23 protein-coding genes are annotated in these 26,040 nt (G+C 67.2%); 13 read left to right on the forward strand and 10 right to left on the reverse strand.

Annotation, left to right across the window (positions count from 1 at the left end):
* Window positions 1-3: 3 nt before the first annotated feature.
* The 8 genes from iolB to GGR03_RS17965 all read right to left on the reverse strand — a co-directional run bounded on the left by iolB (window position 4) and on the right by GGR03_RS17965 (window position 9,289).
* Window positions 4-795, reverse strand: coding sequence for a 5-deoxy-glucuronate isomerase (iolB, locus tag GGR03_RS17930; protein WP_183210158.1), 792 nt, complete (start codon window positions 793-795; stop codon window positions 4-6).
* On the reverse strand, window positions 792-1,703 hold the full coding sequence (gene iolE / locus GGR03_RS17935) for a myo-inosose-2 dehydratase (protein WP_183210159.1): 912 nt from the start codon (window positions 1,701-1,703) through the stop codon (window positions 792-794). Before iolE ends, iolB begins: the two co-directional genes overlap by 4 nt.
* On the reverse strand, window positions 1,700-3,523 hold the full coding sequence (gene iolD, locus GGR03_RS17940; protein ID WP_183210160.1) for a 3D-(3,5/4)-trihydroxycyclohexane-1,2-dione acylhydrolase (decyclizing): 1,824 nt from the start codon (window positions 3,521-3,523) through the stop codon (window positions 1,700-1,702). Before iolD ends, iolE begins: the two co-directional genes overlap by 4 nt.
* The gene (locus GGR03_RS17945; RefSeq protein WP_183210161.1) at window positions 3,520-5,430 is read right to left on the reverse strand and encodes a bifunctional 5-dehydro-2-deoxygluconokinase/5-dehydro-2-deoxyphosphogluconate aldolase; all 1,911 of its coding nucleotides are present in this window, start codon (window positions 5,428-5,430) and stop codon (window positions 3,520-3,522) included. Before GGR03_RS17945 ends, iolD begins: the two co-directional genes overlap by 4 nt.
* On the reverse strand, window positions 5,427-6,206 hold the full coding sequence (locus tag GGR03_RS24395) for an ATP-binding cassette domain-containing protein (protein WP_183210162.1): 780 nt from the start codon (window positions 6,204-6,206) through the stop codon (window positions 5,427-5,429). The genes GGR03_RS17945 and GGR03_RS24395 overlap by 4 nt, the downstream gene beginning before the upstream one ends.
* Before the next feature lies 1 nt (window position 6,207).
* Window positions 6,208-7,311, reverse strand: a complete 1,104-nt coding sequence (locus tag GGR03_RS17955) for an ABC transporter permease (protein WP_210292203.1) — start codon at window positions 7,309-7,311, stop codon at window positions 6,208-6,210.
* A 138-nt stretch (window positions 7,312-7,449) separates the two neighbouring features.
* Window positions 7,450-8,370 carry a sugar ABC transporter substrate-binding protein gene (locus GGR03_RS17960; protein WP_183210163.1) on the reverse strand — a complete coding sequence of 307 codons (921 nt, stop codon included), beginning with the start codon at window positions 8,368-8,370 and terminating at the stop codon, window positions 7,450-7,452.
* Window positions 8,371-8,437: 67 nt separating this feature from the next.
* Window positions 8,438-9,289 (reverse strand): MurR/RpiR family transcriptional regulator, encoded by an 852-nt coding sequence (locus tag GGR03_RS17965; protein WP_183210164.1) that lies wholly within the window; start codon window positions 9,287-9,289, stop codon window positions 8,438-8,440.
* A gap of 106 nt (window positions 9,290-9,395) precedes the next feature.
* On the opposite strand from GGR03_RS17965, the gene GGR03_RS17970 reads away from it, so the two are divergent.
* The 3 genes from GGR03_RS17970 to iolG are packed head-to-tail and all read left to right on the forward strand — an operon-like array spanning window position 9,396 to window position 12,333.
* A complete protein-coding gene (locus GGR03_RS17970) occupies window positions 9,396-10,520 on the forward strand; it encodes a Gfo/Idh/MocA family protein (RefSeq protein ID WP_183210165.1) in 1,125 nt (374 codons plus the stop codon).
* A complete protein-coding gene (locus GGR03_RS17975) occupies window positions 10,517-11,299 on the forward strand; it encodes a TIM barrel protein (RefSeq protein ID WP_183210166.1) in 783 nt (260 codons plus the stop codon). The genes GGR03_RS17970 and GGR03_RS17975 overlap by 4 nt, the downstream gene beginning before the upstream one ends.
* Before the next feature lie 26 nt (window positions 11,300-11,325).
* Entirely contained in the window at window positions 11,326-12,333 is a 1,008-nt protein-coding gene (iolG, locus tag GGR03_RS17980; RefSeq protein WP_183210167.1) for an inositol 2-dehydrogenase, read from the forward strand.
* Window positions 12,334-12,378: 45 nt separating this feature from the next.
* On the opposite strand, the gene GGR03_RS17985 is transcribed toward iolG, so the two are convergent.
* Window positions 12,379-13,209 carry an alpha/beta fold hydrolase gene (locus GGR03_RS17985; RefSeq protein ID WP_183210168.1) on the reverse strand — a complete coding sequence of 277 codons (831 nt, stop codon included), beginning with the start codon at window positions 13,207-13,209 and terminating at the stop codon, window positions 12,379-12,381.
* 414 nt (window positions 13,210-13,623) lie between these two features.
* Here GGR03_RS17985 and GGR03_RS17990 point away from each other — a divergent pair, with 414 nt between their 5' ends.
* The 5 genes from GGR03_RS17990 to GGR03_RS18010 all read left to right on the forward strand — a co-directional run bounded on the left by GGR03_RS17990 (window position 13,624) and on the right by GGR03_RS18010 (window position 18,413).
* Window positions 13,624-14,172: a cupin domain-containing protein gene (locus GGR03_RS17990; protein WP_183210169.1), complete on the forward strand. Its 549-nt coding sequence runs from the start codon at window positions 13,624-13,626 to the stop codon at window positions 14,170-14,172.
* Window positions 14,173-14,272: 100 nt separating this feature from the next.
* A complete protein-coding gene (locus GGR03_RS17995; RefSeq protein WP_183210606.1) occupies window positions 14,273-15,319 on the forward strand; it encodes an ABC transporter substrate-binding protein in 1,047 nt (348 codons plus the stop codon).
* 74 nt (window positions 15,320-15,393) lie between these two features.
* Window positions 15,394-16,458 carry an ABC transporter ATP-binding protein gene (locus tag GGR03_RS18000; RefSeq protein WP_183210170.1) on the forward strand — a complete coding sequence of 355 codons (1,065 nt, stop codon included), beginning with the start codon at window positions 15,394-15,396 and terminating at the stop codon, window positions 16,456-16,458.
* Window positions 16,455-17,639 carry an ABC transporter permease gene (locus tag GGR03_RS18005; RefSeq protein ID WP_183210171.1) on the forward strand — a complete coding sequence of 395 codons (1,185 nt, stop codon included), beginning with the start codon at window positions 16,455-16,457 and terminating at the stop codon, window positions 17,637-17,639. The genes GGR03_RS18000 and GGR03_RS18005 overlap by 4 nt, the downstream gene beginning before the upstream one ends.
* A gap of 3 nt (window positions 17,640-17,642) precedes the next feature.
* A complete protein-coding gene (locus GGR03_RS18010; RefSeq protein ID WP_183210172.1) occupies window positions 17,643-18,413 on the forward strand; it encodes an ABC transporter permease in 771 nt (256 codons plus the stop codon).
* 79 nt (window positions 18,414-18,492) lie between these two features.
* Here the strand turns inward: GGR03_RS18010 and GGR03_RS18015 are convergent, their stop codons facing one another.
* On the reverse strand, window positions 18,493-19,389 hold the full coding sequence (locus tag GGR03_RS18015; protein WP_183210173.1) for a LysR family transcriptional regulator: 897 nt from the start codon (window positions 19,387-19,389) through the stop codon (window positions 18,493-18,495).
* A 192-nt stretch (window positions 19,390-19,581) separates the two neighbouring features.
* Here GGR03_RS18015 and GGR03_RS18020 point away from each other — a divergent pair, with 192 nt between their 5' ends.
* The 5 genes from GGR03_RS18020 to GGR03_RS18040 are packed head-to-tail and all read left to right on the forward strand — an operon-like array spanning window position 19,582 to window position 26,019.
* The gene (locus GGR03_RS18020; RefSeq protein ID WP_183210174.1) at window positions 19,582-21,090 is read left to right on the forward strand and encodes an ABC transporter substrate-binding protein; all 1,509 of its coding nucleotides are present in this window, start codon (window positions 19,582-19,584) and stop codon (window positions 21,088-21,090) included.
* Between the two features lie 41 nt (window positions 21,091-21,131).
* Window positions 21,132-22,049 carry an ABC transporter permease gene (locus GGR03_RS18025; protein ID WP_183210175.1) on the forward strand — a complete coding sequence of 306 codons (918 nt, stop codon included), beginning with the start codon at window positions 21,132-21,134 and terminating at the stop codon, window positions 22,047-22,049.
* Window positions 22,046-22,948 (forward strand): ABC transporter permease, encoded by a 903-nt coding sequence (locus tag GGR03_RS18030; RefSeq protein ID WP_183210176.1) that lies wholly within the window; start codon window positions 22,046-22,048, stop codon window positions 22,946-22,948. Before GGR03_RS18025 ends, GGR03_RS18030 begins: the two co-directional genes overlap by 4 nt.
* Window positions 22,949-22,975: 27 nt before the next feature.
* A complete protein-coding gene (locus tag GGR03_RS18035; protein WP_183210177.1) occupies window positions 22,976-24,373 on the forward strand; it encodes a M20 family metallopeptidase in 1,398 nt (465 codons plus the stop codon).
* Window positions 24,370-26,019: an ABC transporter ATP-binding protein gene (locus GGR03_RS18040; protein WP_183210178.1), complete on the forward strand. Its 1,650-nt coding sequence runs from the start codon at window positions 24,370-24,372 to the stop codon at window positions 26,017-26,019. Before GGR03_RS18035 ends, GGR03_RS18040 begins: the two co-directional genes overlap by 4 nt.
* The last annotated feature ends 21 nt before the right edge of the window (window positions 26,020-26,040 follow it).

Consider the following 26,040-nt stretch of genomic DNA (forward strand, 5'->3'; position numbering starts at 1 on the left):
CGGCTACATCAGCCAGGCATGGTCCGGATCGGCGACGAAGCGCCATTTGCGCAAGGGGCCGGCCATGACGTTGAGATAATACATCTCATAGCCGTGCGGTGCGCCGCAGGGGTGGTGGCCGCGCGGCACCAGGACGAGGTCGTGGCTCTTCACCGCCATGGTCTCGTCGAGCGTGCCGTCCTCGGTGTAGACGCGCTGGACGCCGAAGCCCTGGGCGGGGTTCAGCCGGTGATAATAGGTCTCCTCGAGATAGGTGATCTCGGGAAACCGGTCCTCGTCGTGCCGGTGGCTCGGATAGCTCGACCAGTTCCCGGCCGGCGTGAACACTTCGGTGACGAGCAGCGAGTCCGCGACGTCTTCGCCTTCCATGGCGATGTTATTGATGAAGCGGGCATTGGAGCCCTCGCCGCGCTGGGTGAGGGTGATCCCGTCCGGGCCGATGCGACGGGCCTCGTGGCCGCCCTTGCCGGGCGCAAGGCACAGCGCCAGCGTGCAGTCGGTCTCGGCGACGGCCTTCCAGTCGCTGCCGTTCGGGACGTAGAGGCAGTGCGGCGGGGTCTTCTCGAAGACGTCCATGCGCTCGCCGAGGACGCCCCAGTCGGTGCCCGCCGCGGTGATCGCGGCCTTGCCCTCGACCATGACGATGATCGCCTCGTCCGTGCCGAGCATGCCTTCGGCGCTCTCGCCGGCGGCGAGGCGCCAGAGCCTGAAGCCGACATAGGACCAGCCGGCGCTCTGCGGCGTGACGTCGTGGACGAGGCCGTGGGTACCGGTTGGCTTGCGCAGGAGCTTCATGCCGCGGCCTCGCTGCGGTCGAGCCCGGCCTCCCGCGCGAAGCCGCGCAGAGCCTTCAGCCCCATCGACTGGTAATGGCGCGGGTTGCGCTGCGCCGGGTCCTGCTCGGCCTCGATGACCAGCCATCCGGCATAGCCATGCTCGGCGGCGATGCGCAGGACAGGCAGGAAGTCGACGCCGCCCTCGGGGTCGCCGGGTACGGTGAAGACGCCGCGCCGCACGCCTTCGAGGAAGGAGAGGTTTTCCTCCCGCACCTGCCGCATGATCTCCGGCCGGACGTTCTTGGCGTGGAAATGCGCGACGCGGGCCATATGGCGCGAAGCGACCGCTTCCGGATCGCCGCCGCCGAAGAAGCAGTGGCCGGTGTCGAAGAGGAGCTTCGTCGCCGGGCCGGTGTTCGCCATCAGGCGGTCGATCTCGTCCGGCGTCTCGACCACGGTCCCCATGTGATGGTGATAGGCAAGCGTGATCCCCTGAGCGGCCGCGAATGCCGCCAGCGCCTCGATCCCGGCGCCGAAGGCAGGCCAGTCGGCCTCTTGCAGCACCGGCTTGTCGTTCACCGCCACGCCGTCGGCGCCGTGGATGGCGTTGGAGGTCTCGCAGACGATGATCACCTTCGATCCGACCGCCTTCAGGAGGTCGAGGAAGGGCTGCATCGCCGCCTTCTCGGTCTCGAGGTCCTGCGTCAAAAGGTTCAGCGAGTGCCAGCCGGAGACGTAGCGCAGGCCCCGTCCGCCGAGCTCGCGTTCGATGCCTTCCGGCGTCGTCGGCAGCTTGTGGCCCTTCTCTATGCCGTCGAAGCCGATCGCCGCGGCCTCGTCCAGGCACTGTTCCAGCGTGATCTCGGCGCCGAGCGTCTGGTCGTCGTCGTTGGACCAGGCGATGGGGTTGGTTCCGTAGAGCGTCATGAGCGTTCTTTCAGCTGGTCTTCATAGGCCTTGCGGGCGGCGCGGACTTCTTCGCGATCCGACGTCTGCGGAACCGCGACGTCCCACCAGTGCCCGCCATGCGGCGTCGAGGGATAGGGATCGGTGTCGACCACGATGACGAAGGGGCCCGTCTTGCCCGCACGCGTGGCGAGCGCTGCCTCCAGCTCGCCGATGCTCGCCGCCTTCACGGCCTCGGCGCCGAGCGCCCTTGCATGGGCGACGAAGTCGATGGCGGGGGCGTTCGGCATGCCGGTATGGGCGTAGAGATTGTTGAACTCGGCGCCGCCGGTGGCGACCTGCAGCCGGTTGATGCAGCCATAACCGCGATTGTCGGTGAGGACGACGGTGAAGGGCACGCCCATCATCGCCGCCGTCGCGAGCTCGGAATTGGCCATCATGTAGCTGCCGTCGCCGACCATGCAGACCACGTCGCGATCCGGCTCGGCCAGCTTGATGCCGAGCGCGCCGGCGATCTCGTAGCCCATGCAGGAATAGCCGTATTCCATGTGATAGGCGCCGGGACGGGGCGCCTTCCAGAGCTTGTGCAACTCGCCCGGCATGGTGCCGGCGGCGCACATGACGACCGTGTCGGCATGGCTTGCCCGCTGCACGGCGCCGATGACCTGCTGGTCGGTGGGCAGCGCGTTGCCACCGTCCGGCGCGTCGGTGAGCGGATCGACGGCGGCGAACCAGGCCTGTTTCAGGCCGGGCTCCGGCGCTGGCGCGCGATGGCTCCCGAGCGCCTCGGTCAGGTGTTCGAGCGCCGTCAGCGCGTCGGCGCAGAGCGGCTCGGCGCCGTGCTTCATCGCGTCATAGGCGGCGACGTTGATCGAGACGAGGCGGCGATCGGGGTTCTTGAACAGCGCCCATGAGCCGGTGGTGAAATCCTGGAAGCGCGTGCCGACGCCGATGACGAGGTCGGCCCCGGCCGCCACAATATTGGCCGACGAGGCGCCGGTGACGCCGACCGGGCCGTAATTCCAATCGTGGTCCCAGGCTAGGGCAGACTTGCCGGCCTGGCTCTCGACGACCGGGATGCCGAACCGGGCCGCAAACGAGGCCAGCGCGTCCGCGGCCTCGGCGTAGTGCACCCCGCCGCCGGCGACGATCACCGGCTGCTTCGCCGCGCGGATCATCCCGGCGATGTGTTCAACCTCGACCGGGTCCGGCGCAGGGCGGCGGAAGGGCCAGACCTTCTCGGCGAAGAAGCTCTGGGGCCAATCGTAGCTCTCCGCCTGCACGTCCTGGCAGAAGGCGAGCGTCACCGGGCCGCAATCGGCCGGATCGGCCATGGTGCGCATGGCGCGGGGCAGGGCGGTCAGCAATTGCTCGGGTCGGGTAATGCGGTCGAAATAGCGGCTGACCGGGCGGAAGCAGTCATTGGCCGAAACCGTGCCGTCGGCGAAATCCTCGATCTGCTGCAGCACCGGGTCGGGGCCACGGCCGGCAAAGACGTCGCCCGGCACCAGCAGCACCGGCAGGCGGTTGACGTGGGCGAGGGCGGCGGCGGTCACCATGTTGGTGGCGCCCGGCCCGATCGAGGAAGCGACCATCATCGCGCGCCGGCGCCGCAACTGCTTGGCATAGGCGATGGCGGCATGCGCCATAGTCTGCTCGTTCTGGCCGCGATGCGTCGGGAGGACCTCCCGGGCGCCTTCGAGCGCCTCGCCGAGCCCCGCGACATTGCCGTGGCCGAAGATCGCCCAGCAACCGGCGATGAAGGGCTCGCCCGACGGGGTCATCTGCGCGCTAAGCCAGCGAACCATCGCCTGCGCCGCCGTCAGCCGGATCGTCGTCATGCGGCCGTCTCCTTCGTTGAGGCTCGGGCGGTGTCCCAGAGGCCGCAGAGCCGGGAGAAGTTCTGCGTCATCCGCTCCACCGCCGCGTCGTCGTCGATCGCGCCGGCCAGCCAGTCCCGCGCGGCCGAGCCGAAGATCGTGCGCCCGACGGCAAAACCCTTGACCAGATCGTGCCGCGCCGCCTCGGCGAAGCTCGCGGCGAGATCCGCCTCGCTGGAGTCGAGGCCGAGTACCACGATGCCGCGGCAATGCGAGTCGTTGTCGGCGATCGCCGCGCAGGCCGCTTCCCATGCCTTGCTGCTGGTCAGCGGTTCGAGCTTCCACCAGTCGGGATGGATGCCAATCTCGTAGAAGCGCCGGATCAGGCGGGCACTGGTTTCGTCGTCGACGGGACCGAGCCTCGACGGGATGATCTCCAGCAGGAACTCCAACCGGTTGCGCCGGGCGGCGCGATAGAGCCGCTTCAGCGTTGCTTCCTGGTCGGCGCGGATCTCGGCCGTGTCGTCCGGGTGGCAGAAGCACAGGACCTTGACGACCTGGTGCAGCGGCCATTCGACAAGATTGCCGCAATCCTCGCCGAATTCGGCCTCCAGCGCCAGCGGATGCGAGCCCGGCTTCTCCGCCGGACGGCCGACCCAGAGCCCGGTGCCCGACGCGGCATGGAGAGCGGCGCGGCCGAGCCGGTCGTCGCAGAGAATGCCGTAGCCGTGGCGGCCGGCGGATACCTGCATCGCGGCCTTCAGGCAGAGGAGCTTGAATGCGCCGATCCGCTCCGGCGTCGCGCCGTCGAGCTCTTCCAGCTGCATGCGGTGGTCGAAGGCGAAGACGCGCATCGCCGGCCAGTCCACGTGCCGGTTGGTCGACCAGTGGATCTGCTCGAGTTCGGCGTCATGGCGCAGTGCTGGCGTGCTGATGCCGCGGGCGAGGAAGAACTGCAGCTCTTCCAGGCTGGGATAGGCCGGGGTGCAGCCATGGCGCGAGACGGCGAAGGCGCCGCAGGCATTGGCGTATTCGAGCGCCTTCGGCCAGCTCTCGTCGTCGAGCCAGCCCTTCAGCAGGCCGGACATGAAGCCGTCGCCGGCGCCAAGGACGTTGAACACCTCGATCGGGAAGCCGGGCCCGGCCTCGCCGTCGTCGAGATCGGCCGGGATCGGGCCGGCAAAGGCGACAGCCCCGGCGGCGCCGCGCTTCAGCACCAGCGTCGCGCCGGTCAGGGCGCGCACGGCTTCGAGCGCCGCCTGCGTCTCCGTCGAGCCACCGGCGATGTGGAACTCCTCCTCGGTGCCGACGATCAGGTCGAACAGGCCGAGATGACCCTGCAGCCGGGCGGTGACCGCGTCGCTCTCGATGAAGCGGTTCTCGCCGTCGCCATGGCCGGAGAGGCCCCAGAGATTGGGCCGGTAGTCGATGTCGAGCGCGGTGCGGGCGCCGCCGTCACGCGCAAGGCGCAGCGCCTTGAGGACGGCCGCCTCGGTGCGCGGATGCGACAGATGCGTGCCAGTTGCCACCACCGCGCGCGCCTCGGCGATGAAGCCGAGGTCGATGTCGTCCTCGCAGAGCGCCATGTCGGCGCAGTTCTCGCGGTAGAAGATCAACGGAAAGCGATGTTCGTCGCGGATGCCGAGCAGGACGAGGGCGGTGAGGCGGTCGGGGTCTGTCTTCACGCCCCGCACGTCGACGCCCTCGCGCTGCAGCTCCTCGCGGATGAAGCGGCCCATGTGCTCGTCGCCTACGCGGGTGATCAGCGCCGATTTCAGCCCGAGCCGCGCCGTGCCCGTCGCCATGTTGGTGGGCGAGCCGCCGAGATATTTGTGGAACGAGCCCATGTCCTCGAGCCGCCCGCCGACCTGCGCGCCGTAGAGGTCGACCGACGAACGCCCGATCGTGATGACGTCGAGGCGCTTCACACCGTGCCCCCGAGGCTCGATTCCAGCTTTGCCATCTCCTGGCCGCCGGCCATCAGGTCCTGCAGCTCTTCCGCCGTGATCTGGCCCCGCCGGCTGGTGCCGAGCGTCTTGCCGCGCGACAGCACGGTGAAGCGGTCGCCCACCGCCATGGCGTGGCGCACGTTGTGGGTGATGAAGACGATGCCGACGCCCTGCTTGCGGACCCGGTCGATGGTGGAGAGGACGTTGGCGGTCTGGCGCACGCCCAGCGCCGAGGTCGGCTCGTCGAGGATCAGGACGCGGGCGCCGAAATAGACCGCCCGGGCGATGGCGACGGTCTGGCGCTCGCCGCCCGACAGCGTGCCCACCGCCTGGTCCGGCTCGCGCAGCGCGATGCCCATCGACCGCATGTGCTCCATCGTCACCTGGTTGGCATGCTCGACGTCGAAGCGCTTGAACAGCCATTTCCCCTTGGTCGGCTCGCGCCCCATGAAGAAGTTGCGCGTCACACTCATCAGCGGGATCATGGCCAGATCCTGGTAGACCGTGGCGATGCCGGCGTTCATCGCGGCGCGCGGGCTGGAGAAATTCATCGGCTGGCCGTCGACGAGGATATCGCCGCGCGTCGGCTTGTGAACGCCGGACATCGTCTTGATGAAGGTCGACTTGCCGGCGCCGTTATCGCCGAGCAGGCAGTGGCATTCGCCGGGGCGCACGTCGAAGCTGACGCCGGCCAGAGCGACGATATTGCCGAAGTGCTTCTCGATGTCGCGCATTTCCAGGATGGCTTCGCTCATCTCAACGCTCCCCCGTCACGCGCTTGCGGATCAGATTGTTGAACACGACGGCGATGAGCAGCATCGAGCCGAGGAACACCTGGTACCAGTCCTGGTCGATGTCGGTGTAGGAGAGGCCGATCATCACCATGCCGAAGATGATCGAGCCGAAGAAGGCGCCGATCGCCGAGCCGTAGCCGCCGGTCAGCAGCGCGCCGCCGATGACCGCGGCGATGATCGCCTCGAACTCGCGCTGGAAGCCGCGACGGGCGTCGGTGGAGCCGGCGTCGAGGACGGTGATGATGGCGACGAGGGCGGCACAGCAGGCCGTCAGCATGAAGAGGGCGATCTTCACCTTGCGCACCGGAACGCCCGAGTTCGTCGCGGCGGTCTGGTCGCCGCCCGAGGCGAAGATCCAGTTGCCCCAGGGCGTGCGAAGCAGGATCCAGGTCGCCACCGCCGTGAGGACGACGAACCAAACGATCTCGACCGGAATGCCGCTGACGCGTGGCATGCCGTTGGCAAAGCTGCCGACGACGCCGATTTCGGCGAGCCAGCGGAAAAGTCCGGGGAATGCGTCGCCCGAGAAGATGGGCAGCAGCCAGTCGCCTTCGACCGAACCCTGGATGCCGCGAAGCTGGGTAGCGCCACCGGTCGCCCATTTCAGCCCGACGAGGCTGAGGCCGCGCAGGATGAACAAGAAGGCGAGGGTGACGATGAAGGAGGGCAGGGCGGTGCGCAGCACGATCTGGGCGTTGATGCCGCCGACCATCGCCGCGACGGCGAAGGTCATCGGGATCGCGAGGCTCAGCGGCAGGTCGTAGAGCGTCAGCCCGACGCCGAAGATCAGACCGGCGAAAGCCACCATCGAGCCGACCGACAGGTCGAACTCGCCGCCGATCATCAGGAGCGCCGCACCGAGCGCGAGAATGCCGAGCTGCGCGGCCGGCGTCATGAAGTTGATCACGCCGGCAAGGCTGAACATCACCGGGTCCGCGGTGAAGAAGAAGAACACCGTCACCAGGACCAGACCGGCGAGGGCGCCGAGTTCGGGGCGCTGCATGATCCGCGATAGCGCGGAGACCTTTTTCAGCCGCTCGTCGTCGAGCGTCTTGTCGACGGCCATGGTGATCCTCGTCTCTGGACCGTCAGGTCACTCGCCGGACGGTCTGTTCTGCGGGCGCGCGACCACGCCCGGCTTCCCGGTAAATCCTGGCAAAAGGCCGGAGTCGGAAGCGGCAGGGGCCGCCTCCGACCCAGCGGATCAGCGGATGCCGCGAGCCGACAGGTCGATGACCATCTCGGCGGCGTCCTTCTCGACGAGGTTCGGCCCCGACGGAACGTCGCCGCCCGGCATCAGGCCGTATTCGGCGTTGAGCGCCAGGAAGACGACCGGCAGATACCCCTGCAGGAACTGCTGCTGGTCGATGGCAAATGCCGCCTGGTCGTTGGCGACCGCTTCGAGGAAGTTCGCCGAGAGGTCGAAGCTCGCAACCCGGATTTCGTCACCGCGGCCAGTCGCCTGGACGGCCGCAACCGAAGGCTCGCCCGCCGTCGAGGCGCCGAGCGCAAGAATCGTGTCGATCTCAGGATCGGAATCGAGCGCGGCCCGCACGCGCGACTGGACGTCCTGCGGGTCGTTCGAGGTCGGCAGCACCGATACTTCGCCGAAACCCTCCGCAAAGCCCTCGCAGCGCTGGTCGAGCGAAACGTTGCCGACTTCCTGGTTGACGCAGATGCCCTTCTTGCCGCCGAGTTCTGCAAGCCGTTCGCCGGCGATGCGGCCCGCATCGCGTTCCGACTGTCCGACATGCAACCGCGCCCCGAGATCCTTCGACACGTCGCCGCCGGAATTCATCGAGATGACCGGGATGCCGGCGTCCACGGCACGCTTGATCGACTCGCTCAGCGCATCGGCATCGGGAATGGAAACGACGAGGCCGTCCGGCTCCTGGTTGACGGCGGCATCGATGAGCGAGGCCATGGCCACCATGTCGAAGGTCTCCGGGGCGCGGTAGGTGACGCTGGCGCCGGTGTCCTTCGCGGCCTCCTGCGTGCCGTTCTGGACGACCGACCAGAAGGCGTCGTTGGCCTGTCCGTGCGTGACCACGATGATGGTCTGGGCCAGGGCCGAGCCGCCGGAAAGGGCAAGCGCCAGCGACGCGATTGCGAGAATGCGTTTCATCGTGTTCCTCCCGTTGAGACGGCAGGCACGCGCCTGCCCGGCATCCTCCCGACGCCTTCTGGAATATTTATTCCATTTCTACCGGTAACGCAAGCGGCCTGCCCGAGCCGCGTCGCCGCGCGCCGGTGGCAACGGCGAGCGCCAGAGACAGCGACAGCGTCGCCGACAGGCCGCGGAAGGCGCCGAAGTCGGCCTCCGTCACGGTCAGTACATGGGCGCCGATGCCATTCAGCGGGCTCAGCACCGTGTCGGTTATGGCAACCACCGGGAGGCCGCGCTGCTGCGCGTGCTCGGCGAGTTCTACTGTCTCGGCACTGTAGGGCGCGAAGCTGACGGCGATCAGCGCGTCGTCCGGCATGAGGGCGTGGCGCCGGTCGAGCCGCCCCAATCCATCATGCAGGATCGCCGGTACCGCCATCTTGTCGAAGACGTAGTCGAGATAGGCTGCGACGGCGAAGGCGCGCCGCAAGCCGACGACGTGGATGGTGCGTGCTCCGGCCAAGGCGTCGACGGCGCGGTCCAGCGCCTCGCTCTCGAACGTTCGGGCAAGACGCTCGAGCGACAGCTGGCTCGTCTCGATGAATTCGGCAAGCAGCGCGGCGGGGCTTTCCGAGCCTGCCTCGCCGAGGTTGCGGAGCCGCGTTCCGTAGTCCGGCCAGACCTGCGCGTAGCCCTCACGGAAGAGACGCTGCATCTGCGAGAAGCCGGAGAATCCCATGATCTGGCAGAAACGCATCATCGCCGAAGGCTGCACTCCCGCCGCTTTCGCGAGTTCCCCGACGGTGGACAGCGCGATGCGATCCGAATGGCCGGCAAGATATTCGGCGCATTGCGCCAGGCGCTTGGGCAGCGTGCCGGTGACCTCCTGCAGGCGCCGGTGGAACGCCTCGATGCTCTGTGGTGCGGTCTCGTCCGGCATGTTCGGCTCCGTCCTGGGCAGGATTATCGTCGATACCCCGAGAAAGAAAATAATGGAATGAAAATTCCACAGCTGGTATGACGGCCGCCGAGGGGGAGGAGGGTATATGGCAATCGGCATCGGTCTGATCGGCACCGGCTTCATGGGCAAGGCGCATGCTTTGGCGTGGCGCAATGCGAACGCGGTGATGGGTGGCCTGCCGCCGGTGCGGCTCGTGCATCTGTGCGACACGCCGCTCGACACGGCGCACAAGATGGCCGGGCAGTTCGGCTTCGAGACCGCCGGCGACGACTGGCAGGCGCTGATCGCCGATCCGGCGGTGGATGTCGTCTCGATCACCACACCCAACGCCCTGCATCGCCCGATGGCGGAGGCGGCGCTGGCGGCCGGCAAGCACGTCTGGTGCGAGAAGCCGCTCGGCGTCACGCTTGCCGACGCCGAGGCGATGGCCGCGGCGCGCGGCGACCGCCTCACCCTCGTCGGCTACAACTATTTGCGCAACCCAGCCTTCACGCACGCATGCCAGCTGGTGGCCGAGGGCCGGATCGGCCGGCTGTTCCATCTGCGTGGCTGGGTCGACGAGGACTACCAGGCCGACGAAACGCTGCCCTGGACCTGGCGTTGCCGGGCCTCCGAGGCAGGTCTCGGTGCGCTTGGCGATATCGGCGTCCATCTGGTCTCGCTGCTGACGGCGCTCGGCGGACCAATCGATTCCGTGGTGGCGGAGATGGGCGCCGCCTATGCGACGCGGCCGCTGCCGGAAGGCGGCGAGGGCGCCGTCGAGAACGAGGACGTCGCGAGTGCGCTGGTGCGATTTTCTGCCGGCTTCCACGGCGCGCTGACGATCTCGCGCGCCGCCTGGGGCCGCAAGGGCAGTCTCGGATTCGAGGCACATGGCAGCCGAGGCATGATCGTCTACGACCAGGAGCGGATGAACGAACTGCAGCTCTACATCAACGAAGGCCCGAAGGCCGAGCGGGGCTTTCGCACGATCCTGACCGGCCCCGACCATGCGCCCTATGGCGCCTTCTGCCCCGCGCCCGGGCACGGGCTCGGCTTCAACGACCTGAAGACCATCGAGGCCGCGCAATTGCTGGCGGGCCTCGCGGGTGGGCCAAGGCCCGGCCCGGACTTTGCCGAGGCGCTGGAAATCGAGCGCGTTGTCCATGCGATCGCGGCTTCCGCGCGGGACGACGGGCGACGCGTCTCCGTAGCGGCGGTGCGCGGATGAACGCGGCATTCCCTCTCGCCGTCTGCGCCGAGCTGGTCTTCACCGACCTGCCGATGCCGGAACGCGCCATACGGCTCGCCGAGCTGGGCTTTGCCGTCGAGATCTGGGACTGGTCCCGCCACGACGTCGCGGCGCTGGCGCGAAGTGGTGCGCAGTTCTCTTCGATGACTGGTTATCTGCGCGGTGCGCTCGCCGACGACGCAGGGGCGGACGAACTGCTGACGACAGCGGCGCAGTCGATCCCTGTCGCCCTGGAACTCGGATGCCCGCGCCTCAATCTTCACGGGACCGGGCTGGACGCCAAGGGGCTTCCGGTGGTGCCGAGCGCCGGGGCCGACGGTCCGATGTGGCTGAAGGCACGCGATACGCTGGACCGCCTCGCCGATCTCGGCGAGCGGGCCGGCGTCACCTTCATGCTGGAGAACCTGAACACGGCCGTCGACCATCCGGGCGTGCCGTTCGCGCGTGCCGAGGACTGCCTTGCCCTTGTCGCTTCGGTGGGCCGGCCCGGTATCAAGCTCAATCTCGACCTCTACCACGCGCAGATCGGGGAGGGGAATCTGATCGAGCTCTGCCGGCAGGCGCTGCCACACATCGCCGAGATCCAGGTCGCGGACGTGCCCGGCCGGCACGAGCCGGGGACCGGCGAGATCGCCTATCCGCGCGTCGCACGCGCCCTTCACGCGATGGGCTATCGCGGCACGATCGGGCTGGAGGCTCTGCCCGAGGGCGATCATCTTCTCGCCCTGCAGCGCTTCCGCGATGCCTTCACGCTTTGACTCATCTCCCAGAACGGAAACCTGACATGTCGCTTTCCATCGCAGTCCTCGGCGCCGGCCGGATCGGCAAGGTCCACGCGGCGGCGATCGCCGCAACGCCCGGTGCGCGCCTGGCCGCCGTCGCGGACGCCATGGCGCCGGCCGCCGAGGCCCTGGCCACCGCCTATGGTTGTCCGGTGCGAACGATCGCCGAGATCGCAGCTTCCAGCGATGTCGACGCCGTCGCGATCTGCACGCCGACCGACACCCACGCCGATCTGATCGAGATGTTCGCGCGGGCGAAAAAGCCGATCTTCTGCGAGAAGCCGATCGACCTGTCGCTCGATCGGGTGCGGCAATGCCTCGCCGTTGTCGCCGAAACCGGCACGCCCTTGATGGTCGGCTTCAACCGCCGGTTCGATCCGCATTTCGCCGCCGTGAAGCGCGCCATCGACGAGGGGCGGATCGGCGCCGTCGAGCAGGTGATCATCACCAGCCGCGACCCCGGCCTGCCGCATCTCGACTACCTGCCCCGCTCCGGGGGTCTGTTCCGGGACATGACGATCCACGATTTCGACATGGCGCGGCATCTGCTCGGCGAGGAGGTGGCGAGCGTGATGGCGACGGCCTCGGTCCTCGTCGACCCGCGTGTCCGCGAACTTGGCGATGTCGACACGGCGAGCGTCATCCTGACGACGGCGAGCGGCCGGCAGGCGGTCATCACCAACTCGCGCCGCGCCACCTACGGCTACGACCAGCGTATCGAGGCGCATGGCTCGGACGGGATGGTCTCGGCCGAGAACCAGCACGAGGCCAACGTCACGGTGGCATCCGCCGCCGGCTATTCGCGGCCGCCGCTGCAGAATTTCTTCATGGACCGCTACGCTGCGGCCTATGCCGCGGAAATCGCCAGCTTCCTGTCGGCCCTCACGAACGGTACGCCGATGCTGACGACGGGGCATGACGGCTACATGGCGCTGGCGCTGGCCGAGGCGGCGAGCCGTTCCGTCGCCGAGGGCCGCCGCGTCGACATGGCGGAGATCCTCGGCGGCTGATCCGCATCGATCGGGGCACGGCAGTGGCCGCGCCCCGGTCGCGCCTCAGCCTCTGATGAAGGCGAGGAGATCGGCGTTGATGGTCGCCGCTTCCGTCGTCGGCATTCCGTGCGGAAAGCCCTTGTAGGTCTTCAGCGTGCCGTTGCGCAGGAGCTTGGCGGAAAGCGGCGCGGAATCCTCGTAGGGCACGATCTGATCGTCGTCGCCATGCATCACCAGGACCGGCACGTCGATCTTCTTCAGGTCTTCGGTGAAGTCGGTCTGCGAGAAGGCGATAATGCCGTCGTAATGCGCCTTGGCGCTGCCCATCATCCCCTGCCGCCACCAGTTCAGGATCAGGCCCTCCATGGCCGGCCGGTCAGGGCGGTTGAACCCGTAGAAGGGTCCGGCCGGCACGTCGTGGTAGAACTGCGCGCGGTTGGTCGCGACCTGCGTCTGGAAGTCGTCGAAGACTTCCTTCGGCAGACCGCCGGGATTGGCATCGGTCTTGACCATCAGCGGCGGGACGGCGGCGATGATGGCCGCCTTCGCAACACGCTCCGCGCCGTGCCGTGCGATGTAGCGGACGACCTCGCCGCCGCCCGTCGAATGGCCCACATGGACCGCCTCGCGCAGGTCGAGCGCCGCGGTCACCGCCGCAAGGTCGTCGGCATAGTGGTCCATGTCGTGGCCGTCGGCCACCTGCGTCGAGCGCCCGTGGCCGCGCCGGTCATGCGCGACGACGCGGAAACCTTCGTTGAGGAAGAAGACCATCTGCGCGTCCCAGTCGTCGGACGAGAGCGGCCAGCCGTGGCTGAAGACGATGGGCTGGGCGTCGCGGGGGCCCCAGTCCTTGAAGAAGATGTTGACGCCATCACGGGTGGTCACGGTATCCATTGGCCTTACTCCAAATCTGAAGGTTTTTGAGGGGCGACGGCCGCGGAAGGGCAGCGGGCCGGCGTGGCATGGGCGACTGACGGTTTCTGGGTCTGCATGCTTTAGAGATGCTGCACCCGACCAGAACGGGAGGCGCGGTCATCCTGCATCAGGATACCGTGCGCCAACATCGAGGCGCAATCGCTTTTGCCAGGGCGCCAGGAGCTGCGCTTCCCCAAGACCACGGACGACCGAACCTAGCAGCCGCGTCCCTCTTTTTCTGCCATGCCTGTGGCCGACGCGGTCGCAGCACGGGTGGGATGACGTCCGACGCCGAATGATGCTTATTATAATGATCAAGTGCCGCGTTTGCGCTCAATGTTTGGGCGAGGCGGAGAAATGGTCAACGCAAAGGCGTAGGAAGAGGAAGCGCAAATGCCTGCCATCGGTGAGGGGCTTCGGGAACTGCGGCGGAGACGGCAGCTGACGACCCGGGAACTGGCGGCGCGGTCAGGCATCTCGCATTCGTCGGTCTCGTTGATCGAACGCGACCGGATGAGCCCCTCGGTCGACACGCTGGGCGCGATGCTCGAGGCGATGGGCTCAACCCTCAGCGGCTTCTTTTCAGGCATGAGCGCCTCGATGCCTTACTCGCCGTTCTACGGACGAGAGGATCTCCCGGAAATCGGCCGCTCCGACGGCATCTCGTACCGGCTCGTCGGAATGAACCATCCGAACCGCCAGATCGTGATGCTGTGCGAAACCTACGCCGTGGGAGCCGACACGGGGGAGGCGATCTCGCACGCCGCCCAGGAGGCAGGTGTCGTGGTGGCGGGAGCTGTCGAGGTCAGCGTCGGTGCCGAGCGCAGGCGGCTGGAGACCGGCGACGCCTATTATTTCGACAGCCAGACGCCGCATCGGTTCCGCAATGCGAGCGATGTTCCGGCCCGTATCGTCAGCGCGATAACGCCACCGACCTATTGACGGGCTGGTGAGTTTATTCACCACAGAACCTTTCTGACTGTCATGAACGCGGAATCGTGATTGAGTTCAGATCCGTTCAACCAAAAGGGGCCGTGCCATGATGAAGACAGGAATAATGAAGGTCGCTGCAGCTCTTGCGGCAACCGTGGCCGTCGGGGTGGTCTCGGCGCAGGCACGGGACCTGACGGTGGTCTCATGGGGCGGCAATTATCAGGACGCGCAGCGCGAGATCTACTTCAAGCCATTCAGCGACAAGGCCGGGGCGCCGGTCCTGGACGTGACGTGGGACGGTGGCTACGGCGTCATCGCCGCCAAGATGGCGACGCCGCCGGCTGACTGGGATGTGGTTCAGGTCGAGACCGAGGAACTGGAACTCGGCTGCGCCGACGGAATGTACGAGCCGGTCGACTGGAGCGCGCTCGGCGGCGAGGACAAGTTTCTCGACGCGGCGGTCAATGAATGCGGCGTCGGCGCGATCGTGTGGACGACCGGCCTCTCCTACGACGCCGACAAGCTGACGACGGCTCCGACGAGCTGGAACGATTTCTGGGACACGACGAAATTCCCCGGCAAGCGCGGCCTGCGCCGCGGACCCAAATACGCGCTCGAATTCGCGCTGATGGCGGACGGGGTTCCGGTCGAAGAGGTCTACGACGTGCTCGGAACGCCAGAGGGCGTCGACCGCGCCTTCGCCAAGCTCGACGAGATCAAGTCCGAAATCGTCTGGTGGGAAGCCGGCGCACAGCCGATCCAGCTTCTGGCCTCGGGCGAAGTGGTGATGACGACGGCCTATAACGGCCGGCTCGCCGGCATAAACAAGGCGGAAGGGAAGAACTTCCAGATCGTCTGGCCGGGCTCGATCTACGCCATCGACTCCTGGGTCGTCCTCAAGGACTCGCCCAACAAGGAAGCGGCGTTCGAGTTCATCCAGTTCGCCAGCCTGCCCGAGAACCAGGCCAAGCTGCCGGAATTCATCGCCTATGGCCTCACCAACAAGGAAGCCGGCGAGATGCTGGCGCCCGAGGTTGCGGCGGAACTGCCGACAGCGCCTGCCAATCTCGAGGAGGCGATCGCGCTGGACGGCGATTTCTGGGTCGACAACATCGAGGCCCTCAACGAGCGCTTCAACGCCTGGCTCGCCCAATAGAGCCAGGCGGCTTTCCGCAAAACGACGGTCGCGGCGCCCCTCGCGCCGCGACAGACCTCCACGCGAAAGGAACCATGGCCGCCTTCATCGAGCTTCGCGACGTTGCCAAGAGCTTCGGCCCCCTGAAAGTGGTCGAGGGTTTGAACCTCGACGTCGCCAAGGGGGAGTTCCTCAGCCTTCTCGGTCCCTCCGGTTCGGGCAAGACGACGATCCTGATGATGCTCGCCGGCTTCGAAGCCGCGACGGCGGGCAAGATCGTCCTCGACGGCCAGCTCCTGAACGACCTGCCGCCGCATCGCCGCGGCATGGGCGTGGTCTTCCAGAATTATGCGCTGTTTCCGCATATGAGCGTCGCCGAGAACGTCGCGTTCCCGCTGCAGATGCGCGGCGTGGCGAAGCCGGAAGTGAAAAAGCGCGTCACCGAGGCGCTGGCGCGCGTCCATCTGGAGCATCTGGCCGAGCGCCGGCCGTCGCAGCTGTCGGGCGGTCAGCAGCAGCGCGTCGCGCTCACCCGCGCCCTGGTCTTCGAGCCGAAGGTCATCCTGATGGACGAGCCGCTGGGCGCGCTCGACAAGCAGTTGCGCGAGGCGATGCAGCTGGAGATCCGTGAACTGCACCGCAGGCTCGGCCTGACCATCGTCTTCGTGACCCACGACCAGTCCGAGGCGCTGACCATGTCGGATCGCATCGCGATCTTCGACAAGGGCAAGATTGCCCAGATCGGCACGGCGAGCGAAGTCTACGACCGGCCGCAGAACCGCTTCGTCTCGCAGTTCATCGGCGAGACGAACCTGCTCGAAGGCCGCATCGACGGATCGGGCAACGGAGGGTTTGTCCAGATCGTCGTCGATGGCGGCCAGCGCATCGTCGCCGCGGCGCCGTCCGCGCCGACGGGAGCGGAGATTGTCGTGTCGGTCAGACCCGAGCGTATCTGCCTGACACCGGCGCCGGGCTTCCACAACATCCTCGACGCCGAGGTCGAGGACGTCGTCTACCAGGGCGATCATCTGCGCTTCCATCTTGCCTGCGGGTCCTTGCGGCTCGTCGCCCGCGCCGAGCGCAGTGCCCAGAACTGGCCGGTCGGAACGCGGCTGCCGATCGCCTTCCGCGCCGAGGACTGCTCGGTCTTCAGCGCATGAGCGGGGCTTTCGCCAACGCGCGGTTCCGCGCCGGCCTCCTGATCCTGCCGCTGGCGCTGTTTCTCGGCGTGTTCTTCATCTGGCCGCTGTGGACGATGGTCGCCGTCGCGGTCCACAACGACGCCATCGGCGGGGCGCTGCCGCAGACCGCCGCCGCGATCGGGGCGTGGGAGGGCGAGGGGATCCCGGATGCCGCGGCGCAGGATGCCCTCGTCGCCGATCTGCGCGACGTGCCGAGCTCGGTGCTCGGGGGCGCGGTGCGCATGCTGAACAGCCAGGTCTCCGGATTCCGGACGCTGATGAGCCGGACGGCGAACGCCGCACGCGACACGGCGCCCGGCGAACGGCTCGACCTTGTGGCGGTCGACGAGCGGTGGTCAGAGCCGCGATTCTGGCAGGCGATCCAGGTCAGCGTCGCCCCCTATACCGACCGGAACCTCCTTGCCGCGCTGGATCTCGAGCGCGACGCCGCCGGCGACATCGTCGCCGCACCAGCAGCGACCTCGGCCAACCGGCTGATCATCTGGCGGACATTCGCCATCGCCGGCACGATCACGGCGCTCTGCGCGCTGATCGGGCTGCCCTATGCGATGCTCGCCGCCTCGCTGGACGGCTGGAAGCGCAATCTCATGCTGCTTGCCGTCCTCTTGCCGCTGTGGACGTCGCTGCTCGTGCGCACCGCGGCCTGGTTCATCCTTCTGCAGAACGAGGGGCTGATCAACGGCGCGCTGATGGGGCTCGGGATCACCGATGGCCCGCTGCCGCTGATCTTCAACCGGCTCGGCGTGGTCATCGCCATGACCCACGTCCTCCTGCCGTTCATGGTCCTGCCGATCTACTCGGTCGTCGCGGCGATCCCGAAGAACCTGATGCCGGCCGCCGCTTCGATGGGGGCGACACCCTTCGCCGCCTTTCGGCGCATTCTCCTGCCGCTCAGCCTGCCGGGCCTGCTCGCCGGCTCGCTGCTCGTCTTCATGGTGGCGATCGGCTACTACATCACCCCGGCGCTGATCGGCGGACCGAACGACCAGATGATCTCCTCGATCATCGCCTTCTACGCGCTGCAGACAGCGAACTGGGGCATGGCCGGCGCGCTCGGCCTGATCCTCCTCGCCATCACCACGGTCCTCTATCTCGTTTATGGCCGCCTTTCGCGCGGCTCGACGCCGACGGGGCTCTGAGCCATGCTGCGCGTCTTCCAGGCACTCTTCGCGACGCTGATGATGGCGTTCCTGATCCTGCCGATCGTCGCGATCCTGCCGCTGGCCTTCACCGACAGCATCTTCCTCAACTATCCCATCGACGCCTATTCGCTGCGATGGTTCGAGGAACTTGGCCGGTCGGCGCAATGGAGCGCCTCGATCGTCAACAGCCTGATCATCGGATCCGGCGCGACGGCGCTCTCCGTCGTCCTCGGAACACTGGCGGCGCTGGCGCTGCGCGGCAGCGCGATCCCGTTTCCCGACGTCGTCCGCACGATCTTCCTGCTGCCGATGGTGGTCCCGGCGGTGGTGCTGGGCGTCGGCCTGCAGATCTCGCTGGCCCGGATCGGGCTCTCCAGCACCTATCTCGGCGTCATCGTCTCGCACACGGTCCTGTGCGTGCCTTTCGTCATCGTCAGCGTCTCGACGGCGCTGCAGGGGATCGACCGGACGACCGAACGCGCCGCCGCAAGCCTCGGCGCCTCGCCGGCCACGGTCTTCCGGCGGGTCACGCTGCCGCTGGCGATGCCGGGCGTGGTGACCGGCGCGGTGTTCGCCTTCGCCACGTCGCTCGACGAGGTGGTGCTGACGCTCTTCGTCGCCGGTCCGAACCAGCGGACGCTCGCCCGCCAGATGTTCTCCTCGATCCGCGAGAACATCTCGCCGGCGGTCGCCGCGGCTGCCTTGCTTCTGATCGTCGGCACGCTGCTTCTGGCCGGGCTTGCGGCGTTCCTGCGCCGCCGTCCCGCCTGACATGGCCGCCACAGAGACGCAGCTGCGTCATCATCCGCGTTGCCCTTCATGCACGGAAGGTGCGCCAGGCTGACGGCGATTACGGGTCGGTCGGAAGCGTCGACACGAACTCATCCAAGAAGATTCGCACCGGCTGCGGCAGCCGTCGATCGCGCATGACGGCGACCTGGACCGCGCGCGATGTCCGTGCCGAGTCCGCCAGAGGAAAGGCGGCGAAGTCGCCCCGGAGCACCGGGCCGAGGATCGACAGGGAGGCCAGGGGCACCACGGCCTTCGTCAGCTTGACGAAGGACAGGATCGACGGGAGCGAATTGGTCGTCAGGACCGGCTCGATCGTGATGCCCTCATCGCGGCAGGCTGCGTCGAACACCTGGCGGGAGGTCGTGTCCTCCGGCATCAGGACCACCGGATAATCCTGCAGCGTCCGCAGCGGCACAGAAGCGGCGTCCGCGAGGGGATGCCCCTTGGCGCAAAGGCCGAGCATCGCGACCGTCGTCTCGTGGACGATCGTCAGCCCGGGGTCTTTGCCCATCTTGAACGTCATTCCGATGTCCGCTTCGCCGGAGGCGACGCTCTGCGTCACCTTCATGGGGGGCATGACGGCGAGTTCGAAGCGTATCCCCGAGAACCGGGCGTGAAAGGCGGCAATGGCGTTGGGCAGCACGTCCAGCGCAAAGCCCTCGCTGCCCGCGACGCGAATGAGGCCGCGGGCGGTGCCCTGCAACCCGAGAATCTCCGAGACGGCCAGGTCGGCCCGCATCAGGATCTGGTTGGCATGGTCGACGAGAAGATCACCGGCGGGGCTCGGCACCATCCCGCGTGGCCGGCGCTCGAACAGCACGCAGCCCAGTTCGCTCTCGAGATTGGCGATCTGTCGGCTGATCGCGGACGCGGCGACGTTCAGCCGTGTTGAAGCAGCGGCGATGGAGCCGCATCGGGCAACCGTCAGAAAGTATCGCAGGCTCGTGGTCTGCATCGGCCCTCCCAAGCCTTGCGTTGCCGATATGGCATGGCAGCGCTCACCAAATTGTACTTGTTGCGACGGCATCTGCCTAGCATGTTTGCAGGGCACAAAATGCAGCAAATCCAGGCAGCCTGCCATGTCCATGCAGGGCGTATCGCCGATCGTCCCGATCGAATGTCCCGCCAGCTCTTAATGAGGGTCCTGATGAAAATCCGTCTGAACCGTATCTCAATGCTCGCTCTGGGCGCCGCCCTCCTGGCAACGCCGGCAGTCGCCGGACCCGAGGACAATTCGCTCAACTGGGCGTCGGACTCGATGCCGTCGAACATCGACTTCTACCAGCACACGATCCGCGAAGGGATCGTCCTGGCGAACCACATCTGGGGCGGCCTGCTGTACCGCAATGACGAGACGGGCGAGTTCGAGCCGCATCTCGCCGAATCCTTCCGCTTCGTCGACGACACGACGATCGAGTTCGTGCTGCGCAAGGGCGTCAAGTTCCACAACGGCGAGAAGCTCACGGCCGACGACGTGGTCGCAACGGTCGAGTACGTCACGACCAACGCGACGCCGCAGCCGATCTTCTTCCTCGAAGGCGCTGAGAAGGTGGACGACTACACCGTCCGGCTGAAGACCGCCGGCGTCTTCCCGCCGATTCTCGAATACGTGGCGAACCTCCTGCCGATCTATCCGGCGAAATATTACGCCGAGGTCGGCCCGGAAGGCATGTCTCGTACCCCGATCGGCACCGGTCCCTACCGCGTCACCGAGCATGTCGCCGGCGAGCGCATCACCATGGAAGCCTTCCCCGACTATTTCGGCGGCATGAAGGGCCAGCCGTCCATCGAGACCCTGGTCTTCCGGCGCATCGGCGAGTTCAACACGCAGGCCATCGAGCTGATGAGCGGCGGCCTGGACTGGATCTGGCGCGTGCCGCCGGATGCCGTGGACCGGCTGGCGACGAGCGACGCGATCAAGGTCGAGGCCGGTGAGACGCTGCGCATCGCCTTTCTCGGCATGGACGCGCTCGGCCGCTCGGGCGACAGCCCGATGCAGGACCTGAAGGTCCGCCAGGCCGTCAACCACGCCATCGACCGCGAGGCGATCCGCGAAGCGCTGATGGGACCGGGATCGACGGTCATCAACACGCCTTGTTCGCCCGCCCAGTTCGGCTGCGTCGTCGATGCGGCCGTCACCTACGACTACGATCCGGAAAAGGCCCGCGCGCTGCTGGCGGAAGCCGGCTATCCGGACGGGTTCTCGCTGGAGTTCTGGGGCTATCGCGACCGGCCGCTGATCGAGGCGGTCCTCGGCAGTCTCGCCGAGGTCGGCATCAACGGCAGCCTGAACTTCGTGCAGGCATCCGCCATCGCCACCGCCCGCGACGAAGGCAAGCTGCCGATGTGGTTCCAGGCCTGGGGCTCGAACTCGATCCGCGATATCAGCGGTTCGGCCGGCTACTGGTTCTCCGGCTCCGAGGTCGATTATTCGAAGGACGAGCGCGTCATCGAGCTGCTGGAAGAGGGCAACACCAGCGACAACGAGCAGCGGCTGAAAGCCTATCGCGAGATGATCACGCGCATCACCGAGCAGGCCTACCAGGTGCCGCTGTTCACCTATGCGCTGAACTACGCCTACAACTCGAAGCTCGAGTTCACGCCGGTTCCGGACGAGACGCCGCGCTTCTTCCAGTCGCGCTGGGTCACCGAGTAACCACTCGCCTCGCAGGTCGTTAATCGACGACGGGAAATCGCATGCTTCTCTACATGGCACAACGGATCGGCCTGGCAGTCTGCGTCTGCCTGGCCGTCTCGCTGCTGGCTTTCCTCCTCCTCAACGCGTCCGGCGACGTCGCGTCCGCCATCGCCGGGGAGGAGGCGACGCCGGCCCAGCTGGCGGCCATCCGCACGGAACTGGGCCTCGACCGGTTCTGGCTGATCCGCTACGCGGAATGGCTCGGCAACGCGCTCCGGGGCGATTTCGGCAATTCGCTGTTCTTCAAGCAGCCGGTGGCCGACCTGATCTTCTACCGCCTGCCGAACACGCTGACGCTGGCTTCGCTCGCGGCGCTGGTCATGTTGTGCCTGGCGGTGCCGCTGGGCGTTCTTGCCGCGCTCTGGCCGGGATCCATCGTCGACCGGACGGCGCTCGCCATCGCGGTCATGGGCCAGGCGATGCCGAATTTCTGGTTCGGCCTGATCCTGATCGTCGTCTTCTCGCTGATGCTCGGCTGGGCGCCGGCCTCGGGCTCGACGACCCTCGGTCACTTCATCCTGCCGGCGATCGCGCTCGGCTACTATTCCACTCCGCCGATGATGCGGCTGATCCGAGCCGGCATGATCGAGGCGCTGTCCTCCGACTACATCCGGACCGCCAGGGCCAAGGGCGTCAGGACGGGCAAGGTGATCTTCAAGCACGCGCTGCGCAACGCCGTCATCCCGGTCGTGTCGCTGCTCGCCGTCCAGTTCGGCAACATGCTGGGCGGGTCGGTGGTCATCGAGACCGTCTTCGGCATCCAGGGGCTGGGCTACCTCGCCTGGGAATCGATCTCCCGCATGGACCTGCCGGTCGTCCAGGCGATCCTCCTGATCGTCGCGGTGTTCTATATCGCGCTGGTTCTCCTGTCCGACATGGTCAATTCCTGGCTCGACCCGAGGATCCGCATCCAATGAGCGTTGTCGATCCGGTCATCGTCGCACCCCCGGCCGGGCAGGGTGCGCCCAAGAGCGATGCGTGGCGGCGTCTGCGCCGCAACCCGACCTTCCTCCTCGGCGCCGGCGTCTTCCTGCTGATCCTCGCGGTGGCGATCTTCGCGCCGCTGCTCGCGCCCTACGACCCGTACTCGCAGAGCATGAGCAACCGCGTGGTGCCGCCGGTCTGGATGGATCGCGGTTCGTGGGACCATGTTCTCGGGACGGACGGACTCGGCCGCGACTATCTCAGCCGCATCATCTATGGCGCGCGGATCTCGCTGCTGATCGCCGTCTTCACGGTCATCACTTCGGGCCTGATCGGCACGACGCTCGGCGTTCTTGCCGGCTATTTCGGCGGCAAGATCGACCTTTTGATCAACTTCTTCATCATGACGCGGCTGACGCTGCCGGTGGTGATGGTGGCGCTGGCGGTGGTCGCCCTGTTCGGCGGGTCGCTGACCGTCGTCGTCCTGGTGCTGGGGTTCCTTTTGTGGGACCGCTTTGCCGTGGTGACGCGGTCGGCGACGCAGCAGTTGCGCAACCAGGAATACATCCAGGCGTCCCGCTCGCTCGGCTTCACCACGCGGCAGATCATCTTCCGCGACGTCCTGCCGAACATCTTCGACCGGCTGGCGGTCATCGCCACCTTCGAGATGGCGCAGGCGATCCTGCTGGAAGCGGCCCTTTCCTTCCTCGGACTGGGCGTCCAGCCACCGACGCCCTCCTGGGGGCTGATGGTCGCCGAAGGGCGGCAGTTCCTGCTCTTCGACCCCTGGCTGATCATGATCCCCGGCGCGGCGATCTTCGTCCTGGTGATGGCGATCAACCTTGCCGGCGATGGCCTTCGGGATGCCATGGCGCCCGAGAACCGAAACTGACATGCAATTGATACTGGAGTGACAGCCATGTCCGATGGAATTGGCACGCGCGAAAGCGGTATAGCCGCCGCCCGGGAGTATGTGACCGGCGGCACCTTCAAGGCCGAGCTGGCGCGGCGCGTCGCCGTCCCGTCCGAGAGCCCGCGCGAGGATTCTGGTCCGGATCACCGGCGCTATCTGACACAGGAGATCGCGCCGGATCTCGAGGCGATGGGCTTCACCACGCGCATCCTGGAGAACCCCGCCGCCGAGCGCCTGCCGGTGCTGTTCGCGGAGCGCATCGAGGATGCCGCGCTGCCGACGATCCTGACCTATGGCCACGGTGACGTGCTCTGGGGCATGGGCGGTGACTGGAAGGAAGGGCGCGATCCCTTCCGGCTGGACGAGGCGGACGGCCGCCTGTTCGGTCGCGGCACGGTCGACAACAAGGGCCAGCATACGATCAACATCGCCGCGCTTCGCTGCGTGCTGGAAGCCAAGGGCAAGCTCGGTTTCAACGTCAAGGTGATGATCGAGATGGGCGAGGAGAGCGGCTCGCCCGGTCTCGTCGAGATCGCCGCGGCCCATCGCGACCTGTTCGCGGCGGACGTCCTCATCGCCTCGGACGGACCGCGCACGGCGCCGGGCACGCCGACCATGTTCCTCGGCGCGCGCGGCGGCATGGGCTTCCACCTCATCGCCGACGAGCGCCCGGGCGCCTACCATTCCGGCAACTGGGGCGGCCTGCTGGTCAACCCGGGGATCCGGTTGGCGCACGCGCTGGCGACCATCACCGACGCCAAGGGCCGCCTGGCCATCCGCGAATGGACGCCGGGCGAGATCCCCGCAAACGTTCGCAAGGCGCTGTCGACCATCTCGCTCGAACCGGACGCCAGCGATCCCGAGACCGACCCCGAGTGGGGCGAGCCCGGCCTGGTCGGTCCCGACCAGGTGTTCGGCTGGTCCAGTTTCGAGGTTCTCGCCTTCACCTGCGGGCGTCCCGAGGCGCCGGTCAATGCCGTGCCGGGCAATGCCCGCGCGACCTGCCAGCTGCGCTACGTCGTCGGCGTCGAGACCGATCGCATCCTGCCGGCACTGCGCGAGCATCTCGACGCGCACGGGTTCCAGGACATCGCGATCGAGCCGATGAAGCGTGGTTTCTTCACCGCCACCCGGACCGACCCGGACAATGAGTGGGTGCGCCTCGTCGCTGCCTCGATCGAGCAGACGACCGGCAAGGCGCCGGCGATCCTGCCCAATCTCGGCGGCTCGCTGCCGAACGAGATCTTCGTCGAGACGCTCGGCATGCCGACGGTATGGGTGCCGCACTCCCACCGCGCCTGCGGCCAGCACGCCCCCGACGAGCACATGCTGCTCTCGGTTGCGGAAGAGGCCGCCATGATGATGGCCGGGATTTTCCACGACATCGGCGAGCGGGCGGCATGAGCCAGACCGAGCGCGAACCCGTCCTGGCGGTCGACGGTCTGACCGTCGACCTGCCGAAGAGCGGCGATCGGCCTCACGCGGTGGAAGAGCTTTCCTTCCGTGTGAACGCCGGCGAGATCGTCTGCATCGTGGGGGAATCGGGCTCGGGCAAATCCGTCACGGCCTTCACCACGATGGGGCTCCTGCCGAAGGCGCTGAAGCCTTCGGCCGGCCGCGTGGTGTTCGAGGGACGCGACATCCTGACCATGCGGCCGCGCGAGCATGTTCGCCTGCGCGGCAACCGCATGGCGATGATCTTCCAGGAGCCGATGACCTCGCTCAACCCGTGCTTCACGGTGGGCGACCAGATCGAGGAAGTCTTCAAGGCGCACAGCAGTTTCGGCAAGGCCGAGCGCAAGGCGAAGACGCTGGCGCTGATGGAGGAGGTGCATCTCCCGGACGTCGATCGTATCTACCGCTCCTATCCGCATCAGCTTTCCGGCGGGCAGCGGCAGCGCATCGTCATCGCGATCGCCCTCGCCATGAACCCGTCGCTGCTGATCGCCGACGAGCCGACGACCGCGCTGGACGTGACGACGCAGGCGCAGATCCTGCTGCTGATGAAGCGGCTGAAGGACACGCACGGCGCCGGCATCCTCTTCGTCACCCATGATTTCGACGTCGTGGCCGAGATTGCCGACCGGGTCGTGGTGATGGAGAAGGGACGGATCGTCGAGGAAGGTCCGGCCGAGCAGGTCCTGTCGAGCCCGCAGCATCCCTACACCCGCCAGCTGATCGCCGCGGTGCCCCCGCGTCGCGCGGCCGAGCCCGAGCCGCTGCCCGCCGACGCCGAGACCGTGCTGGAGGTGAAGGGGCTGGCCAAGACTTTCCACGTCGCGCGCAGCTTCCTGTCGCCGGAGCGCACGGTTCACGCCGTGCGGCCTGCCACGTTCAGCCTGAAGCGTGGCGAGACCCTCGGCATCGTCGGCGAGTCCGGCTCCGGCAAGACGACGCTGGTGCGGACGCTGATCCGGCTGATCGAACCCGACGGCGGCGGCGAGACGCTGATCAGTGGCACCGATTTCGCTTCCCTGCCGAAGGAGAAGCTTCGGCGCTTCCGGAGCCAGATCCAGATCGTCTTCCAGGATCCCTACGGCTCGCTCAATCCGCGCCGCACGATCGGCGACCAGCTGGTCAGCGCACCGATCAATTTCGGCATGGCGAAGGACGAAGCGTGGAAACGGGCGCACGAACTGATGCGCATCGTTCGCCTCGATCCGGAGGCTCTCGCGCGTTACCCGTCGCAGTTCTCCGGCGGACAGCGCCAGCGCATCTGCATCGCGCGCGCGTTGATGATGGAGCCGAAGATCCTGATCGCCGACGAGGCGGTCTCGGCGCTCGACGTCTCGGTGCAGAAGGAGGTGCTGCAACTCCTCAAGGACGTCCGCGACCGCATGGGGCTGACCATGCTGTTCATCACCCACGACCTGAGGGTAGCAGCGCAGATTTCCGACCGGATCGCGGTCATGAAGAACGGCGAGATCGTCGAGATGGGCACGGCCCGCGCCGTCTTCGAGCACTCGACGAACGATTATACGAAGTCGCTGCTCGCCTCGATGCCGGGCATGAACTGGGACGTGCCGCAGATCGAGCCGGCCCGTGCCTAACGGAGAGGGCACCCGAAGCGG

The sequence above is a fragment of the Aurantimonas endophytica genome (assembly GCF_014196845.1).
Taxonomy (GTDB): domain Bacteria; phylum Pseudomonadota; class Alphaproteobacteria; order Rhizobiales; family Rhizobiaceae; genus Aurantimonas; species Aurantimonas endophytica.